We start from the raw sequence: 17,570 nt of genomic DNA, 5'->3' as shown, positions 1-17,570 counted from the left end.
TCGCCCAGGGTGATCGTGCTGGTTACGATCCGGGCATGGCGGAGCCGTGGCGGGACCGGGCGCGACGGGCGGTCGAGTGGAACTGGCGGCTCCGCTCCGCCGGTGACCCGCGTCCGCACTACGTGATCTGTGGCCGGGACGCCCTGGCCTACTACGTGGCCCGCGCGCTGCTCGAATCCGACCTGCCCGTGGGCGGCGCACGGGTCACCGTCGTGGTGCCGGAGCGCTACCGCAGCACCGGTCCCGACGTGGCGAGCCTGCGCGGCGTCCGCGTGATCCGCTCGGAACGCCTGGACGTGGCGACCTTCGAGGCCGCCGGCCTGGCCGGTGCGACCGGGTTGGCCCTGCTGCACCAGGACGACGTGGGCAACCTGCACGCCGCGCTCTGTGCCCAGGCCGTCGACCAGCGCGTCCGGCAGGTGCTGCGGATGTTCAACGGCACCCTGGCCGACGGCGTCCGCAAGCTGATCAGGGCGCCCGTCGAGGTGCTCTCCGACGCCGAGATGGCCGCCCCGGCGTTCGTGGCCGCCGCGCTCGGCGAGGTCGATCCCAGCTCCTTCCAACACCGGGACAAGACGTTGCGGGTGGCGCGGCGTGCCGACGTCCGGACGCAGGACGTGATGTGCGCGCTGGCCCGCCCCGACGGGCGGCAGGGGATGGAGTTGCTGCCGGCCGAGCAGGCCGGCGCGGACCTGGTGCTCGCCGAGGCGACCGGTCTGCCGCCGGGCACCGAGGTCGCCGCGCGCCGGCTGGTCCGGGCCCGGCGGCGACGCCGGCCGGTCACGATGCTGGTGCGGGCCGTACGCGGCTTCGCCACCCGCAAGATCGGCATCGCGGTGATGCTGGTGCTCGCCGTGATCGCGGTGCTGGGCGCGCTGATCTCCCGCACCGAGGGCGTTTCTCCGCTGGAGGCGCTGTACCTGACGCTGGTCACCACCCTCAGCGGCGCCGATCCGGACACCGGCAAGGCCGCCGATGCGCAGATCATGCAGGTGGTGCTCAACCTGGCCGGGCTCGCGCTGATCCCGTTGATCACCGCCGTCGTCGTGGACGGCATCGTCAACGCCCGTCTCGCCCTGCACACCGGTCTGCTGCAACCGGCCCGCGCCGGGCACGTCGTGGTGATCGGCCTCGGTAACGTCGGCACGCGGGTGATGGCCCAACTGCGCGAGTACGACGTCGAGGTCGTGGCGATCGACAAGGACCCGGCGCCACGTGGCGCGGCCCTGGCCCGCCAGTTGGAGGTGCCACTGGTCGTCGGCGACGCCGCGCTGCCCGAGACCCTGGCCGCCGCATCGGTGGCGGACTGTCAGGCGCTGGTGGTGGCGTCCACCGACGACGTCGCCAACCTGGAGGCGGCGCTGGCCGCCCGCGACCTCCGCGACGACCTGCGGGTGGTGCTGCGGCTCTTCGACGGTGACTTCGCCGAGCGGGTGGAGGAGACCTTCGCGCTCGGGGTGTCCCGATCGGTCTCCTACCTGGCCGCCCCGGCCTTCATCGGCGCGCTCACCGAACGCGCGGTCATCACCACCATCCCGGTCGACCGGCACGCGCTGCCGGTCGCCGAGGTGCCGGTCGCCGCCGGCTCCGAGCTGGACGGCCGGCCGCTGGACACCGTCAACCGGGACGGGCAGGTCCGGCTGATCGCCCGGACCCCGGCCGGCGCGGCGAAGACCATCTGGTGGAAGGACCTCGACCCCCGCCAGGTGATCTTCGCGGGCGACCGGCTCACCGTGGTCGCCCGCCGACGTGGCCTGGACTGGCTGACCCGGCAGTGCGCCCCGCCCGCGACGACCAGCCCGGTGCCGCGCGCGACGGACCTCTCAGCGATCCCGCTGCCGCAGGCCGTGCCACACCGCCCCGGCGGCGAGTACGCCGACGCCGGCGAGGACGCTGCCCAGCGGCAGGTTGAGCGCGAGCAGCAGGCAGCCGACCAGCCCGAGCCCGGCGAGCACCTGCACCGGTAGCCGTCGCCCCCGGTCCCGGCCCAACGTGAGCGCCGCCGCGTTGGTGATCGCGTAGTAGACCAGCACCGTGCAGCTGGAGAAGCCGATCGCCTGCCGTACGTCGCCGAGCAGCACCACCACGATCACCACGGCGGCCACCGCCACCTCGGCGCGGTGCGGTACCCGGCGCACGGGGTGCACGGCGGCCAGCGCGCCGGGCAGGTCGTGGCGGCGGGCCATCGCGAGCGTGGTCCGGCCCACCCCGGCGACCAGGGAGAGCAGCACCCCGACGACGGCGATGGTCGCCCCGGCCCGGACCACCCAGGCCAGGCCGGGCAGCCCGGCGGCGGTCACCACGTCGACCAGGGGCGCGGCGGACCCGGCCAGCCGGTCGGCGCCCAGCACGCCGAGCGTGATCACGGCCAGGAGCAGGTAGATCGCCAGCACCGCCCCCAGCGCCAGTGGCACCGCCCGGGGGATGGTCCGCTCCGGGTCGCGCACCTCCTCGCCGAGCGTGGCGATCCGCGCATACCCGGCGAAGGCGAAGAACAGCAGCCCGGCGGCGGTGAGCACACCGCGCGCGGAGCCGCCGGTATCGGTCAGCCGGTCCAGGTGCACCGGCCCGCCCACCAGGCCGACGGCCGCGACGAGGGTCAGCACGGCGAGCACCAGCGCGACGAGCGCCTTCGTGGCGGTGGCCGTCTTACCGATGCCGCGCAGGTTGACGGCGGTCACCGCGACGACCGCGCCGACGGCGACCAGCCGGGTCTGCCCCGGCCAGAGGTACGCCCCGATGGTCAGCGCCATCGCCGCGCAGCTCGCCGTCTTCCCGACCACGAACCCCCAACCCGCCACGAATCCCGCCAGCGGGCCGAGGCGTTCCCGGCCGTAGACGTAGGTGCCGCCGGACTCCGGGTAACGGGCCGCCAGCCGCGCGGAGCTGGTCGCGTTGCAGAAGGCGACGAAACCGGCGAGCAGCAGCGCGGGCAGCAGGCCGGCGCCGCCGGCCGCCGCCGCGGCCGGGGCGAAGACCACGAAGACGCCCGCGCCGAGCATCGAGCCCAACCCGATGACAACCGCATCGGGTACGCCCAGCCGCCGCGCCAGTCGATCCACGAGCGGAAATCCTAGGGGTACGACGTGAACGGGCGATCCCAGTCACGTAACCGGCCGGGGAGCGGCAGATCGTCCCACGGCACCCGGTGCAGCAGCCGGTCCAGGAAGAGGCCGAGCAGCAGTGCCGCGACGCCGTCGGTGAGCCAGTGGAAGTTCAGGTATGTCGTGGTGACCAGCAGGATCGCCGGGGGTGCGAAACGGATCAGGCGGTACCCGCTCGGGTGCAGTCGCCCGGCCGTCAGCGCGGTCAGCAGCACGGCGATCACCCCGTACCAGACGATCGCGTTGGCGACGTGCCCCGACGGATAGGAGAGGTCGTACTCGGTGGGCGGCAGGTCGTTGAAGATCCGGACGGACTCACCCGGCGGCAGATCCGAGCTGGGCGCTGCCCGATCGGTCAGGATCTTGAGCGGGCCGACCGTCAGGTACAGCAGCACGAACGCCGCCGCCAGCAGCAGCAGTGGCCGAACCGTGCGGGAACGCCACGCGACCGCCAGCCCGAGCGCCCCGGCGATCGGCATCAGCAGCCAGCCGCCCTGCCCGAGGAAGTTCAACACCCGCGCCGTCCAGTAGATCGGCGCCGGATGGTGGGCGTAGGCCCATTCGCGGACCGCGAGGTCCAGCCCGAGCAGCGCCCCGTTGGCCAGCGCCAGGGTCACCGCCCCGAAACCGGCCAGCAGCAGGGCGTCGAACCACCAGCCGGCCGGGCGGACGGGCCGAAGCCGCAGGTCACGTCGTACACCCGTGGGTTTGAGCACGCGACCACGCTACCGGCCCGGCGCGAGACCGGGAGGTGCGGCGCTGTGGGCCCAACCACGATGTGCGGCGGATGCGGGGGGTTACCCGTCATGCTTGTCCCCGTGCGGATCACGTCTGCCCTCGTCGACCCGGCGCTGCTCGACCTGCCCTGGTCGACACCGCTGGAAGAGTGGCCTGCCCAGCACCTGGTGGCCCTGCCGCAGGGCATCTCCCGACACATCGTCCGGTTCGTCCGGTTGGGCGACTACGTGTACGCCTTCAAGGAGACCCGCGAGCGGATCGCCGAGCGGGAGTACGACCTGCTGCGCGCGTTGGAGCGGATCGACTTTCCCTCGGTCGAGGCGGTGGCGGTCGTCGCCGACCGGCAGGCCGACGACGGGGAGCCCCTCGAATCGGTGCTGATCACCCGGCACCTCCAGTTCTCCCTGCCGTACCGGGCGCTCTTCTCGCACACCCTGCGGCCGGAGACGATGAGCCGGCTGCTCGACGCGCTCGCGGCGCTGATCGTGCGGATGCACCTGACCGGCTTTTTCTGGGGAGACTGCTCGCTGTCGAACACGCTGTTCCGCCGGGACGCGGGGGCCTTCGCCGCCTACCTGGTCGACGCGGAGACGGGTGCGCTGCACAATTCGCTCTCCAACGGGCAGCGTGGCGAGGACCTGGAGATCGCCCGGGTGAACATCTTCGGCGAGGCGTTGGACCTGCAGGCCGCCGGCCTGCTGCACGAGTCCATCGACCCGGAGCTGGTCTGCGAGGAGGTCGTGCAGCGGTACGAGCGGCTGTGGCACGAGATCACCTACGAGCAGGCGATCGAGCGACAGGCGCGGCACGACATCGAGGGACGGATCCGTCGCCTCAACGACCTGGGGTTCGACGTGGCCGAGGTGGCCATGTCGAGCGCCGCGGACGGGCGTTACCTGGTCCGGCCGAAGGTCGTCGACGCCGGCTACCACACGCGGCGGCTGCTGCGGCTCACCGGTCTGGACGCCGAGGAGAACCAGGCCCGCAAGCTGCTCAACGACCTGGACGCCTACCGCGCGGAGAGCGATCTGACCGACGAGCAGCAGGCGGCGCACCGCTGGCTCACCGAGGTCTTCGAGCCGGTGGTCCGGGCCGTGCCCGCGCACCTGCGGCGCAAGCTTGAGCCGCAGGAGCTGTTCGCGCAGATCATCGAGCACAAGTGGCTGCTCTCCGAGCAGGCCGGCCGGGACGTGGGGATGCGACACGCGGTCCAGTCGTACCTGGCCGACGTGCTGGTGCATCGCCCCGACGAACAGGCCATCCTCGGCGTCGACGTCCCCAGCCTGAGCTGATCGCCAGCGCGCGCGTCCATCGGGGCTGACGTCACGGCCGATGGGCTGACGTCACGGTCGGGCTGCGCCGCGAGAGGTACCAGGCCCCTTCCTCATGCCCTGTCGAGCTGCCCCGGATGTGGGGCGCGATGTGTCGGGTCGAGCTGCCCCGGATGTGGGGTGGGGCGTGTCGGGTCGAGTTGGCTGCTGCTGCCGGGTTCGGTTTCGGTGCCCGCCCGCCCCGTATCTGGGGCAGCTCGACAGGCTCTCCGACAGGCATGCGCAGGCGCTCGCCGGAGGGCACGATCCGCGTCACTCCACCCAGGAACCGCCGCGCAGCACCCGTACCACGTTGAGGTCGTCGTCGAGCACGACCAGGTCGGAGCGGAGACCCACCTGGAGGGCGCCGACGCGGTCACCCAGGCCGATCGCGCGGGCCGGGGTGGTCGCCGCCATCCGGGCGGCGTCGGCCATCGGGATGCCGGCGTGCACGGCGTGCCGCAGCGTCGCGTCCATGGTCAGCGTGCTGCCGGCGATCGCGCCGTCGCGGGCGAGCCGGGCCACCCCGTCGGCGACGGTCACCGCCTGCCCGCCCAGCTCGTACTCGCCGTCGGCCATTCCGGCGGCGGCCATCGCGTCGGTGATCAGCGCGGCCCGGTCGGGGCCGGCGGTCGTGGTGGTGAAGGCCAGCATGCCGTCGTGCAGGTGCACGCCGTCGGCGACCAGTTCACAGACCACGGTGGACGCGTCCAGCAGGGCCACCACCGGGCCCGGTTCGCGGTGGTGCACCGGACGCATGCCGTTGAACAGGTGCGTACCCACGCTCGCCCCGGCGGCGATCGCGGCCTGGGTCTGCTCGTAGGTGGCGTCGGTGTGACCCACGGCGGCCACCACGCGCTGCGCGGTGAGCAGCTTGATCGCCTCCAGCGCGCCGTCGCGCTCCGGGGCGAGGGTGACCATCCGGACCGCGCCGTGGCCCAGCTCGATCAGCTCGGACAGCTCCTCGGTGGAAGGGTCCCGGAGGTACTCGGGGTTCTGCGCGCCGCAGCGGGCGGCGGAGAGATAGGGACCCTCGAAGTGGACCCCCGCCAGCACACCCTCGTCGACCAGCGGCGCGAACGCCTCGGTGGCCGAGCGCATCACGGAGAAGGGCGCGCTGACCAGGCTGGCCAGCAGCGTGGTGGTGCCGTGTCCCAGGTGGAAGGCGGCCGCGGCGCGGGCCTGGTCGGCGTCCCCTGTGGTGAAGGTGTGGCCCCCGCCGCCGTGCGTGTGCATGTCGACGAAGCCCGGCAGGATCCAGTGCCCGTCGCGAACCGACGGGTACTCGGCCACCGCGGTGATCCGTTCACCGTCCCACTCGACGCAGCCCTGCCGGATGACACCGGTCGGGGTCACCACTCGGCCGTTCACCCGTTCGGTCATCGTTCCTCCTGTTGGTCAAGCACGGTCGGCGGCCAGGGTGTCGAGCGCGAGCAGGGCGGCCCCCAGGCAGCCGGCCTCGTCGCCGAGGGCGGCCGCGACGAGCTGCGGCTCACGGTGGAAGGTCATCCGCTCGTGCAGCGCCGCCCGGAGGGGGACGAGCAGCAGGTCGCCCGCCTGGGCGAGACCGCCGCCGAGCACGATCGTCGTCACGTCGAACAGTGCCTGCCCGGTGGCCAGGCCGTCGGCGAGCGCCTCGACGGCCGACCGCCAGACCTCGGCGGCGAGCGGTTCGCCGGCCGCCGCCCGTTCGGCCACGGCGGCAGCCGTCACCGGAGCGTCGGGCCGGCCGTCGGCCAGCTCCGCGTAGCGCCGGCCGATCGCGGACGCCGACGCGACCGCCTCCAGGCAGCCGGGCCGCCCGCATCCGCAACGTGGACCGTCGGGTCGGACCATGATGTGGCCGATCTCGCCGGCCGCGCCGTGCGCGCCGACGGCGGCCAGGCCGCCGACGACGTGCGCGGCGGCGATGCCGGTGCCGATCGCCACGAAGAGCACGTGGTCGGCGCCGCGTCCGGCCCCGAGCCGGGCCTCGGCGAGACCACCGACGCGCACGTCGTGGCCGAGCGCGGTGGGCAGCCCGAGCCGTCGCACCGCCAGGTCCCGCAGCGGTACGTCCCGGAAGCCCACGTTCGCCGACCACACCGCCACCCCGCGCGCCTCGTCCACCACCCCGGGGACCGCGATGCCGATGGCGACCGGGGTGAAGCCGTCGGCGCGGGCCTTGGCGGCCAGCCCTTCGGCCACGCCGAGGATGGTGTCGACCACGGCGGCCGGCCCGCGCGCGGCGTCGGTGGGGTGTCGTTCGGCGCGTACCGCCACGCCGTCCGGCCGGACCAGGGCGCACTTCATGCCGGTGCCGCCGACGTCCAACGCCACGACCACCCGGTCGTCGCGCCCGGCACCGCTCACGCCAGTACCACTGACCGGGACAGGTGTCGTGGCGCGTCCGGGTCGAGGCCACGGCTGGTCGCCAGGGCGACCGCGAACCGCTGCGCCAGGATCAGGTCGGCCATCGGGTCGACCGGGGTACGACCGGCCGACCAGCTCCCGAGCACCGTGCGCCAACCGTGCGTGCGGCTGTGCACGAAGGCGGCGCCGGTGGCGGCGACGTCCTCGGGCAGCCCGTCGGGCAACTCGCCGAACGCCCAGACCAGCCGGCCCGGCGCGGCGACCGAGATGGGACCGTGCCGGTAGTCCATCGCCGGGTACGCCTCGGCCCAGAAGGTGGCCGCCTCCCGGCACTTGAGCGCGGCCTCCTGGGCGAGGCCGACCGTCCAGCCGCGACCGAGGAAGGTGGCCTGCTCGATGGTGGCCGGGTCGATCGGCAGCGGGGAACGCACCGCCACCTCGGCGTCGGCGGCGAGCGCGGTCACCGGGTCGCCGAGGTTCGCCCGGAGCAGGGCCAGCGCGGTCGTCGCGAAACGGGTCTGCACCACCGAGCGCTCGTCGGCGAAGGCCATGGTCACCGCGGCGGCGGCCAGGTCGACGGCGGGCGCCGCCGGGTCACCGACGATGACGGTGGTGGGCGTACGCCCCCGCAGCGCGGCGAGCAGTTCCAGCACCTCGGTGGTCGTGCCGGAGCGGGTGATCGCGATGAGCCGGTCGTACTGGCGGCCGGCGGGGAACTCGGACGCCTGGAACGCGTCGGTCTCGCCCTGGCCGGCCTGCTCGCGGCGGGCCGCGTACGCCATCGCCATGAACCACGACGTGCCGCAACCGACGACGGCGACCCGCTCGCCGGGGCGCGGAAGGTCGTCACGTACGGCGTTGGACAGCGACGCGGCCTCCCGCCAACAGTCGGGTTGGCTCGCGATCTCCGCGTCCACGTACGCCATGAGTAACTCCTCGCAGGGCCGACCTGTCTGCGCAATACGGCTCGTAAGGGCCGTATTTCGCGCGTTATTCTGCGCGAACCGAGGTGGTCGTGGCAACCGGCCGGCCGATCGCGCAGGCCAGCCTTTTGCGCAAGCCTAGTTTCGCGCACTAGTGTGCACGCAATCAATCACCGACCGTGCAGTTACTGGGAGGGGCCCCCGAGGTGGACCGGTACGCCAGATGGAACGCCCTGCTGGAGATGCTGACCGACAACGGTCGGGTCAGCGTCGAGGCGGCCGCCGAGCGGCTGGACGTCTCCCAGGCGACCATCCGGCGTGACTTCGACCAGCTCGCCCAGCAGCAGATGATCACCAGAACCCGGGGTGGCGCGGTCGCCAACGGTGTCTCGTACGACCTGCCGCTGCGCTACAAGACGGCCAAGCACTCGGCCGAGAAGCAGCGGATCGGCGCTGCCGCCGCGGCGCTCGTCACGCCCGGAACCGTGGTCGGCCTCAACGGCGGCACCACCAGCACGGAGGTTGCTCGGGCGCTGGCCGTCCGGCCGGATCTCAACACCAGTGCCGAGGGCGCCCAGCTCACCGTGGTGACCAACGCGCTGAACATCGCCAACGAGCTTCTCGTGCGGTCCCGGATGAAGGTGGTCGTGGCCGGCGGGGTGGTGCGTCCGAAGTCGTTCGAGCTGGTCGGCCCGCTCGGCGGCGCGTTGCTGCGGGAGGTCACCCTGGACGTCGCCCTGCTCGGCGTGGACGCGATCGACCCGCAGCTCGGCGCCGCCGCCCACCACGAGGGCGAGGCGGCCATGAACAACCTGATGGTCGCGCGCGCCAAGCGCGTCGTGATCATCGCGGACTCGTCCAAGCTGGGCGGTCACGCCTTCGCCCGGATCTGCCCGGTCGAGCGGGTCGAGACGCTGGTGACCGACTCCGGGGCCGCGCCCGAGGTGGTGGACGCCTTCCGGGCGGCCGGCGTGCAGGTCGTCTGCGCCTGAACGGTCACGCTCCGTCGATGAAACGCATCGACCGGCGTGTCACTGCATACCGGGTATTGCGCACCGCTGCATACCCCGTATGGTGTCGGCTGTCACGCCCACCATCGGGGGAGGTGCAGCTTGCCAGCTGTCCTGGAGATCGAAGGTCTACGTAAGACGTACAAGAGTCGTCGACGCGGCACCCGCAACGCGCTCGACGGCTTTGACATGCAGGTCGACGCGGGGCAGGTGCATGGCTTCCTGGGTCCCAACGGGTCCGGCAAGACCACCACGCTGCGTACGCTTCTCGGCCTGATCCGGCCCGACGGCGGACGGATGGCGCTGCTCGGGCACGAGGTGCCCGCCGCGCTGCCCACCGTCGCCGGTCAGGTCGGCGCGATCGTCGAGAGCCCGCAGTTCTTCCCGCACTTCACCGCACGGGACACGCTGTCCCTGCTGGCCGGGGCGGGCGAGGTGCCCGCCACGCGGGTCGACGAGGTGCTGGAGTTGGTCGGGCTCCGCGACCGGTCCGGCGAGCGGGTCAAGACGTACTCGCTGGGCATGAAGCAGCGGCTCGCCGTCGCGTCCGCCCTACTCAAGAACCCGAGGCTGCTGATCCTCGACGAGCCGGCCAACGGCCTCGACCCGGGCGGCATCCGCGAGATGCGCACGCTGATGCGCAATCTCGCCGAGTCCGGGATGACCGTGGTGCTGTCCAGCCACATCCTCGGCGAGATCCAGCTCATCTGCGACTCGGTCACCATCATCTCGCTCGGTCGACGGGTCGCCTTCGGCCCGGTCGACGAGGTGCTCGCCCAGCACTCGTCCGGCGCGGTCCGGGTACGCCTGGAGGCGGTCAGTGACCTGCCGACGGCCACCGAGGCCCTGACCCGGGCCGGCATCCGGGTCACCGGGCACCCGGACCACCTGATGCTGACCGGCGTCGACAAGCCGGCGTCGGTGACCCGGCTGCTAGCCGAGCAGAACCTGTACGTCAGCGAGTTGGCCCCGATCGCGGTCGACCTGGAGAGTGTCTTCCTCGAACTGACCGCCACCGCGCCGGTCCCCGGCCAGCACCGGCAGGTCGACGAGTCCATGAAGGTCGGTGGGACGGGTCAGCCCGGCGCCACCGGAGGAGGGTGGGGCGCGTGAGCCTCTATCGGACGGAGCTGCGCCGGCTGGCCAAGCGGCGCTTCACCCGCTACATGACGCTGCTCGGCCTGCTGGTGCTGGCCGCCGTGGTGGTCGGCGTCTTCTTCACCAACCAGAAGATCGACGCCGGCCAGCTCGCCAAGGCCGAGCGGCAGGCCGACCAGCAGTACCAGGATCAGGTCCGCTGGAGCGAGCAGGAGCGGGTCAACTGCGAGCAGGCCAAGAAGGCCGGCACCTCGAGCGACGGCCGCTACCCCGACGACTGTTCGATGATCACTCCGCCGCCGCGCGAGGAGATCAAGGCGGAGTGGTTCCTGCCGTCGACGTTCAACTTCCGCAAGACGTTCGACGAGACACTGGTCCCGTTCGCGGCGATCCTCGCCCTGGTCGGGTTCGTGATCGGCGCGTCCTTCGTCGGAGCCGAGTGGAGCACCGGCGGCATGATGAACCTGCTGCTCTGGCGGCCGAAGCGGCTCACCGTACTGCTCACCAAGCTGGCCGCGCTGCTCACCGGCATCCTGGCGGTGACACTGCCCGCCGCGGTGCTGTGGTTCGCCGGCTTCTGGGCCGTCGCCAGCTTCCGGGGCAGCACCGAGAAGATGACCTCGGGGGCCTGGCAGTCGTTCGCCCTGACCGGGCTGCGCGGTGTGGCGCTGGTGCTGGTGATCACCACCATCGGCTTCGCGCTGGCCTCGCTGGGCCGGCACACCGCGATGGCCCTCGGCGGTGTCGTGGCGCTGATGGTTGTCGGCCAGTTCGGCCTCGGCATCCTGCTGTCGATGGCGAGCGTCAAGTTCGCCGAGGCGTGGCTGCTGCCCACGTACGCGCTGGCCTGGATGACGAAGACCGTCACCCTGGAGAACTGGCAGTCCTGCAACGCGACCTACTTCGGCGAGTGCAAGCCGGAGACGATGGACATCACCTGGCAGCAGTCCTCCGCCATCTTCTCGGTCGGGCTCGTGGTGATCCTCGGCGCGGCGATCTGGGCGATGCGGCGCCGCGACATCTCCTGATCGACACGTCAACGGCGTAACGTGGCCGGCTCCGACCGTCGGGGTGTCCCGACGTGCGGGGCCGGCCGCGCCGGCTACTGCGACCATGGCCGTCGCTGACTAGGCTGAACGTCATGTCCGCCGACGCCACCCCGGTCGCCCCCGAGCCGTCCACCGACGCTCGTCCGGCCGAGGCGGCCGGCGGCGTCGCGCCGAGCGTGCCGACTCCCCGGGCCGCGCCTTCCGTCGAGAGCACCGACGAGGGCGAGCCGGCCGGGACCGCGTCGTCGGACGAGGCGACGCCTGCCCCGCCCGTCCCCGCACAGGCGGGCCTGACCACCCGCGAACTGGCCATCCTCGCCTTCGAGCAGCAGTGGTGGCGGCACGCCGGCGCCAAGGAACAGGCCGTGCGGGACACCTTCGGCGTCTCCTCGACCCGGTACTACCAACTGCTCAACGGCCTCCTGGACAATCCGGCGGCGCTCGCCGCCGATCCCGTGCTGATCGGCCGGCTCCGCCGGCTGCGCTCGTCGCGGGCCCGCAACCGCCGCCGCTGACGGTGTCGCCGGCACCTGCGGGACGACGGAGCCGCCGCGACACCCGGCAGCGCAGGAATGGAGCGTCGGCCCGCGGGTACGCGACGCCGGTCTCGTCACCGTGGCGCGGGTCAACGGAGGGAGCGGGCTATGAGAGGTACGTCCCCGACAGGACCCGGTCGATGATGCGGGTGCGTTCCGCGTCCGCGCCGGCCCCTGGTCGGCCCGTCAACGAGGACGTGGTCTTCCAGTTCGGTCCGCTGGTCGGTGTCCTGGACGGCGCCACCGTCCCGGACGGCTTCGACACGGGCTGCGTCCACGGCCCGGAGTGGTACGTCCGACACCTGGCCGCCCGGCTCGCGGTGGCCGAGGCGGCCCGCCCGGCGGCCCGCCTGACCAGCAACCTGGCCGCGGCCATCCTCGCCGTCCGCGCCGACCACGGCGGGCAGTGCGACCTCGACCACCCGGGCACCCCGTCCAGCACCGTCTGCCTGCTGCGCGACTGCGGCGACCAGGTCGACTACCTGGTGCTCTGCGACAGTCCGCTGGTGCTCGACGTGGACGGCCAGGTCACCGTGGTGACCGACGACCGGCTGGACAGCGCGATGGCCGAGCTGCGGCAGACCCTCGCCACCGTGCCGGCGGGCGCGTCGGACCCGGTCACGCGCTTCCGGCACGCGGTAAGCATCCAGCGGGAGCGGATGAACCGTACGCACGGCTACTGGGTCGCGGCGGCCGACCCGGACGCGGCCTTCCACGCGGTGACCGGGACGCTGCCCCGGCACGGTTCGGCGGCCCTGCGCCGGGCGGCGCTGCTCAGCGACGGCGCGTCCAGCGCGGTCGAGCAGTTCGGGCTGACCGACTGGGCGGGACTGCTCGACCTGCTGAGCGCCGAAGGCCCGGCCGCGCTGCTCGGCCGGGTACGGGACGCCGAGCGCGATCATCCCGATCGGCTCCGCCGGCACAAGCCCACCGACGACGCCTCGGTGGTGTTCTGCGAGTTCGGGCCATAGGCCAAATAACGACGGAGCGTGAGGAGAAACACGCGAACCGCCCGACCGGCCGGTACCCGTGGCCGGACCGCCATCCGCTGCCCAATGGGGTGGACTTCGGCCGATGGGGCCGGCAGACTGCGGCACGTGGCGAGTGCGGTCCGGCTGGAGCCGGTGGACGAGCGGAATCTGGAGCCGTTGCTCTCCGTAGCGGCTGCCGAGGCCGAGCCGGGTGAGGTGATGCCTCCCGTGGAGGCGCCCGCCGGCTGGTCGCTCGCCCGCCGGGAGGCCTTCCGCGAGTTCCACCGGGCGAGCTTCGCCGGCCTGGACGGCCCGACCGGCTCGCAGATGTACGCGATCCTCGTCGGCGGCGAGGTGGTGGGCATGATCCGGATGACGCGCTGTGATGAACCGGGCACGGTGGAGACCGGCATGTGGCTCGGCCTCTCGGCGCGGGGCCAGGGCATCGGCGCGGCCGCCCTGCGTGAGTTGCTCAACGTCGCCGCCCGCGCCGGAATGCGTGCGGTCGTCGCGGAGACGACGCCGGACAATGTCGGCGCGCTCGCCATCCTCGAGAAATGCGGTGCGAAACTGCGCTCAGAGGGTGGAAAGGTGCACGCCGAAATCTGCCTGGATTCGACGCCGCCGGCTCGCTGAGCGGAACGGATCGGCGGCGACCCCGCCGGGGCCACCGCCGACCGTCCGATCAGGCGGGCAGTCGTACGACGTCGTAGTCGACGGTCGGGCCGGGCTCGACGTCGAACCGGCCGTTGACCACGTAGAGCGCCGAGCCGAGCAGGTCGCCGGTGGCCGGCGACCGCAGCGCCGGGCTGGTGATCTCCCGCCGGACCACCCCGGCGGTGCCGGCGGCGTTCAGCTCGACGACCGCGACGACGTTGCTCAGGTTCCGGATCACGTAGAGGGTGCGACCGCGCAGCACCAGCCCGTCCGCCCGGTCCACCGAGTAGCCGCCGAGGTCGACGACACGGCTGGCGCCGGTGCGCGCGTCGACGCGGACCAGCCGACCGGTCAACATCTGGTCGACCAGCAGGTCCCCGTCGGGAAGCGCCACGATCCCGTTGTTGAACGCGTCTGGCGTGGCGGCCGGGCCGGTGAGCGGCAGTACCCGGGCGGCGGTGGCGGCGGGCAGCCGACCACCCGCAAGCAGCGGTACGACGTACAGCACCGGCCGGGCCGAGTCGGTGAAGTAGACGGCGTGCCGGGTGACCACGAGGTCGTTGACGATGCTGCCCGGCTCGTCGGTGAACCGGTAGTTGGCCAGTTGCCCGCCGGTCGCACCGTCGTAGACGCTCGCCGTGCCGGCGGAGAAGTCGGCGGTCCACAGCCGGCCCTGCGGGTCGAGCTTGAGACCGGCCTTCTCCCGCCCCGGAGCGCCCGCGATGAACACCGAACCGTGTCCGGTACGGAGGTCGCCCCGCCAGACGGCCCCGTTGCCGACCGAGCCCACGTAGACGGTGGTGCCCCGGCCGATCGTCAGCCCTTCGGGGGAGTAGCCGTCGGGCAGGGCGATCCGGGACGGGAACGACGTCCTCGGTTGGGCGTTCGCGCCCGGACCGACCGTGGCGAGGGTTGTCGCCGCCATCAGCGGGACGACGATAAGAGAGAGCAGCCTGCGCAAGAGGGTCACCGCCAGTCGTCGAGTGGATTTCTCCACTGAGGAATGTGCTGCCCTGGTAACGCTCCGCGTACCCCAGAAGGTTGGAGCGATGCTCAGTCCCGCTCGGCGGCGTACGCGGCCAGCCAGGCGACCTGGGCCGGGTCCAGCGACGGGCGGACGCGGTCGCGGGCGGTAGCGACGTGCGCGGCGGTGACCGTGGCGGCGGCCAGCGACTCCCGCATCGCGGCGAGTGCCGCCTCCCGGATCACGGCGGCGCAGTCCGCGGCCGAGAAGCCGCCCAGGTCCGCGCCGAGGGCGGCCAGGTCGACGTCGGATGCCAGCGGCACGTTCCGGGACGCGGCCCGCAGGATCTCCGCGCGGGCCGCACCGTCCGGTGGTGGCACGTAGACGAGCCGCCCCAGCCGGCCGGGCCGCAGCAGCGCCGGGTCGACCAGGTCCGGCCGGTTCGTGGCGCCGACGACCACCACGTTGCGCAGCGCCTCCACCCCGTCCAGTTCGGTGAGCAGCGCCGCGACCACCCGATCCGTGGTGCCGCCGTCGGTGGCCTGCCCGCGTACCGGGGCCAACGCGTCGACCTCGTCCAGGAAGATCAGCGTCGGCGCGGCCTCCCGGGCCCGGCGGAACAGCTCGCGTACGGCGCGTTCGCTCTCGCCCACCCACTTGGAGAGCAGTTCCGCGCCCTTGACCGAGAGCACGTTCGCCCGGCCCGACCCGGCGAGCGCGGTGACCAGGTACGTCTTGCCGCAACCGGGCGGTCCGTAGAGCAGCACGCCGCGCGGTGGCTGCACGCCGAGGCGGGCGAAGGTGTCCGGGTAGGTCAACGGCCACAGCACCGACTCGGTCAACGTCTGCTTGACCTCGTCCAGTCCGCCGACGTCGTCAAGCGTCACCGACGCCAACTCCAACGTCGACGCGGCCATCGTCGTCGGCCGGACCACCTCCAGGGCGGCGGTGAAGTCGGCCATCGACACCGTGGGCGTCGACGCGGACTTCTGCCGCAGCGCCGCGCGTACCCCGGCCTCCCGGACCAGCGCGGCCAGGTCCGCCGCGACGAACCCGGGGGTACGGCCGGCCACCTCGTCCAGCCGCACGTCGTCGGCGAGCGGGACCTGCCGGGTCAGCACGGTGAGCTGTTCGCGGCGCAGGGGCGCGTCGGGCAGCGGCACGCTGATCCGCAGCGACAGCAGGTCCGGGGCGCGCAGCGCCACGTCGACGGCCTCCGGTCGGCTGGTGGTGCAGACCACGGCGACCCCCGCCCGGACGACCTCCGCGAGCACCTGCCGGAACACCGTGGCCAGCGGACCGGGCTCCTCCGGCGGGGCCACCGCCTCGACGTCGGTGATCAGCAGCACCGCGGGCCCGGCGGTACGGGCCGCCGTCGCGGCGGCGCGCAGCCGGTCGGCGGCGGCCTGGTCGGCCAGCGCGACCACCTCGGGCGCCCACAGCGGGTGTACGCGGGCACCCACCCGGGCCGCGACCGCCCGGACCAGCGCCGACTTCCCGGAGCCGGCCGGTCCGGAGAGCAGCACGCCCAGCGAGATGGTGGTGCCCAGCCGGCCCAGCACCTCCCGGTGGTGGAAGCCGAGGTCGAGGAGTTCGGTCAACTCGTCCGCCTGGGCGCGCAACCCCGGCAGCTCGTCCACGTCGGGCGCGTCCGTCTCGTCGACGGCGTCGACCGTCCCCGGCCGCCCGGCCGGTGGTGGCGCGCCGAGGGTGGCCGGACCGTGTTCCCAGGCGACCACCGTGTCCATGGTGACCAGCGACCCGGCGGACTCCTCGACGGTGACCACGGTGAGCAGGGTGCTCGTCCAGGCGAAGCCGACGCTGGTGGCGAGGCTGCGCCGGGCCGCCTCGACGAGACCGCGCGTCGACGCGTCCGGCAGCACGTCCTGCGGCAGCAGCGACACGTCGTCGCCGGCCGTGACCACCTTGCCGAGCAGGGCGAGCCGGAGCATCTCCGGGCTGACCGCCGCGATCACCTCCACCGGCCCGGCCAGGGTGACCCGGGCCGCCGGGGTCAGCGGCAGCGGCGAGACGCGCACCGACGCGCCGTCCCGTACGCCCAGGTTGCCGAGCGTGAGGTCGTCGGCGTAGAGCAGGGCGCTGCTCGCGCCCGCCCCGGCCGCCGCCACGATCCCGGCGGTCTCCCGGCGACCCGTCAGCCGCACCGGCGAGCCCGGTCGCAGACCCAGCGCGGTCAGCGCCTCCGGGTGCAGCCGCACGATGCCCCGTCGGGCGTCCAGCGCGGCCGGTCGAAGGCTCGCCGTCAGGGTCAGGTCGGGTGGGGCCACCGCCCGACCGTAGTACCCGTCAGCCGGTCACGCCGTTCAGCGCCGCGGATCCAACTCGTCCAGCAGCGACGGGTCGCTTCGGATCAACTCGGCCAGGCGGGCCGCCGGGTCCGGCGTCAACCCGTCCGGGCCGGACGCCCACGACGGGACCGTCCGCCCGGAGAGCGGCCAGGACGGCGGGGGTTCCACCGGGGCCGCCGGCGGCTCCGGGCCGACCGTCACGTCCGGGCCGTCCCAGGAGATCCGCAGCGGGTACGTCCGACCGTCGTGCTCCACCCGGACGGTCACCGCCAGCCCGGGGTACGCGCCGACGACCTGGCGTACCGCCTCGGTCACCTCCTCGACCGGCCCCCACCCGGCGTCGTCGGCGGGGTCGTGCCGTTCCGCGTGCCGGGCTGGCCCGGCGTTGCGGGCCGGCGCGGTGACGCCCGGCGCGGCGGTCGGGCCCGGTGGTGGCGTGGTGCCGTCACGGTCGTCGGCCCGCCGGCGCAGCGCCTCCTCGCGCCGGGCCAGCCGGGCCAGCGTCTCGTCCAGGTCGCCCCTCACCAGATCACCCCTTCCCGCCACGGC

At 73.4% G+C, this 17,570-nt stretch carries 15 protein-coding genes and 1 pseudogene; 8 read left to right on the top strand and 8 right to left on the bottom strand.

From position 1 onward, the window contains the following. Positions 1-35 precede the first annotated feature (35 nt). Positions 36-1,775 (top strand): annotated as a pseudogene (locus AB0B55_RS18900) (NAD-binding protein); the annotation flags it as partial. A 48-nt stretch (positions 1,776-1,823) separates the two neighbouring features. Here the strand turns inward: AB0B55_RS18900 and AB0B55_RS18895 are convergent. Continuing rightward, on the bottom strand, positions 1,824-3,062 hold the full coding sequence (locus AB0B55_RS18895) for an APC family permease (RefSeq protein ID WP_357172492.1): 1,239 nt from the start codon (positions 3,060-3,062) through the stop codon (positions 1,824-1,826). 11 nt (positions 3,063-3,073) lie between these two features. Then, on the bottom strand, positions 3,074-3,820 hold the full coding sequence (locus AB0B55_RS18890; protein WP_357172489.1) for a phosphatase PAP2 family protein: 747 nt from the start codon (positions 3,818-3,820) through the stop codon (positions 3,074-3,076). A gap of 90 nt (positions 3,821-3,910) precedes the next feature. On the opposite strand from AB0B55_RS18890, the gene AB0B55_RS18885 reads away from it, so the two are divergent. Further along, the gene (locus tag AB0B55_RS18885; RefSeq protein ID WP_357128830.1) at positions 3,911-5,134 is read left to right on the top strand and encodes a DUF4032 domain-containing protein; all 1,224 of its coding nucleotides are present in this window, start codon (positions 3,911-3,913) and stop codon (positions 5,132-5,134) included. 291 nt (positions 5,135-5,425) lie between these two features. On the opposite strand, the gene nagA is transcribed toward AB0B55_RS18885, so the two are convergent. The 3 genes from nagA to AB0B55_RS18870 are packed head-to-tail and all read right to left on the bottom strand — an operon-like array spanning position 5,426 to position 8,430. Then, positions 5,426-6,535: an N-acetylglucosamine-6-phosphate deacetylase gene (gene nagA, locus AB0B55_RS18880; RefSeq protein ID WP_357172485.1), complete on the bottom strand. Its 1,110-nt coding sequence runs from the start codon at positions 6,533-6,535 to the stop codon at positions 5,426-5,428. Positions 6,536-6,550: 15 nt separating this feature from the next. After that, positions 6,551-7,504 carry an ROK family protein gene (locus AB0B55_RS18875; protein WP_357128836.1) on the bottom strand — a complete coding sequence of 318 codons (954 nt, stop codon included), beginning with the start codon at positions 7,502-7,504 and terminating at the stop codon, positions 6,551-6,553. Next, complete coding sequence (locus AB0B55_RS18870; protein ID WP_357172482.1) at positions 7,501-8,430, bottom strand: sugar isomerase; 930 nt, start codon at positions 8,428-8,430, stop codon at positions 7,501-7,503. Before AB0B55_RS18870 ends, AB0B55_RS18875 begins: the two co-directional genes overlap by 4 nt. Before the next feature lie 203 nt (positions 8,431-8,633). Here AB0B55_RS18870 and AB0B55_RS18865 point away from each other — a divergent pair, with 203 nt between their 5' ends. From AB0B55_RS18865 to AB0B55_RS18840, 6 genes are all read left to right on the top strand, one after another. Next, positions 8,634-9,419, top strand: a complete 786-nt coding sequence (locus tag AB0B55_RS18865; RefSeq protein WP_053654382.1) for a DeoR/GlpR family DNA-binding transcription regulator — start codon at positions 8,634-8,636, stop codon at positions 9,417-9,419. A 120-nt stretch (positions 9,420-9,539) separates the two neighbouring features. Next, the gene (locus tag AB0B55_RS18860) at positions 9,540-10,550 is read left to right on the top strand and encodes an ATP-binding cassette domain-containing protein (RefSeq protein WP_357128843.1); all 1,011 of its coding nucleotides are present in this window, start codon (positions 9,540-9,542) and stop codon (positions 10,548-10,550) included. Next, on the top strand, positions 10,547-11,563 hold the full coding sequence (locus AB0B55_RS18855; RefSeq protein ID WP_357172479.1) for an ABC transporter permease subunit: 1,017 nt from the start codon (positions 10,547-10,549) through the stop codon (positions 11,561-11,563). The genes AB0B55_RS18860 and AB0B55_RS18855 overlap by 4 nt, the downstream gene beginning before the upstream one ends. A 113-nt stretch (positions 11,564-11,676) precedes the next feature. Beyond that, positions 11,677-12,099, top strand: coding sequence for a DUF3263 domain-containing protein (locus tag AB0B55_RS18850; RefSeq protein WP_357172476.1), 423 nt, complete (start codon positions 11,677-11,679; stop codon positions 12,097-12,099). Positions 12,100-12,260: 161 nt separating this feature from the next. Further along, positions 12,261-13,091 carry a hypothetical protein gene (locus tag AB0B55_RS18845; RefSeq protein ID WP_357172474.1) on the top strand — a complete coding sequence of 277 codons (831 nt, stop codon included), beginning with the start codon at positions 12,261-12,263 and terminating at the stop codon, positions 13,089-13,091. Positions 13,092-13,217: 126 nt separating this feature from the next. After that, positions 13,218-13,727: a GNAT family N-acetyltransferase gene (locus AB0B55_RS18840; protein ID WP_357172471.1), complete on the top strand. Its 510-nt coding sequence runs from the start codon at positions 13,218-13,220 to the stop codon at positions 13,725-13,727. Between the two features lie 49 nt (positions 13,728-13,776). On the opposite strand, the gene AB0B55_RS18835 is transcribed toward AB0B55_RS18840, so the two are convergent. The 3 genes from AB0B55_RS18835 to AB0B55_RS18825 all read right to left on the bottom strand — a co-directional run bounded on the left by AB0B55_RS18835 (position 13,777) and on the right by AB0B55_RS18825 (position 17,546). Beyond that, entirely contained in the window at positions 13,777-14,673 is an 897-nt protein-coding gene (locus tag AB0B55_RS18835; protein ID WP_357128858.1) for a superoxide dismutase, read from the bottom strand. 128 nt (positions 14,674-14,801) lie between these two features. Next, the gene (locus AB0B55_RS18830; RefSeq protein ID WP_357128861.1) at positions 14,802-17,000 is read right to left on the bottom strand and encodes an AAA family ATPase; all 2,199 of its coding nucleotides are present in this window, start codon (positions 16,998-17,000) and stop codon (positions 14,802-14,804) included. A 36-nt stretch (positions 17,001-17,036) separates the two neighbouring features. After that, entirely contained in the window at positions 17,037-17,546 is a 510-nt protein-coding gene (locus AB0B55_RS18825; protein WP_357128864.1) for a hypothetical protein, read from the bottom strand. Positions 17,547-17,570: the final 24 nt, after the last annotated feature.

Origin of the sequence: Micromonospora sp. NPDC049107 (assembly GCF_040648595.1) — a bacterium.
GTDB lineage: Bacteria > Actinomycetota > Actinomycetes > Mycobacteriales > Micromonosporaceae > Micromonospora.
This window is presented reverse-complemented; position numbering and strand designations above follow the sequence as displayed.

Bases quoted from the DNA above. Each gene is read 5' to 3' on its own strand.
- AB0B55_RS18845 (WP_357172474.1), top strand. From the start codon at position 12,261: ATGATGCGGGTGCGTTCCGCGTCCGCGCCGGCCCCTGGTCGGCCCGTC.
- AB0B55_RS18870 (WP_357172482.1), bottom strand. From the start codon at position 8,430: ATGGCGTACGTGGACGCGGAGATCGCGAGCCAACCCGACTGTTGGCGG.
- AB0B55_RS18835 (WP_357128858.1), bottom strand. From the start codon at position 14,673: ATGGCGGCGACAACCCTCGCCACGGTCGGTCCGGGCGCGAACGCCCAA.
- nagA (WP_357172485.1), bottom strand. From the start codon at position 6,535: ATGACCGAACGGGTGAACGGCCGAGTGGTGACCCCGACCGGTGTCATC.
- AB0B55_RS18885 (WP_357128830.1), top strand. From the start codon at position 3,911: ATGCTTGTCCCCGTGCGGATCACGTCTGCCCTCGTCGACCCGGCGCTG.
- AB0B55_RS18850 (WP_357172476.1), top strand. From the start codon at position 11,677: ATGTCCGCCGACGCCACCCCGGTCGCCCCCGAGCCGTCCACCGACGCT.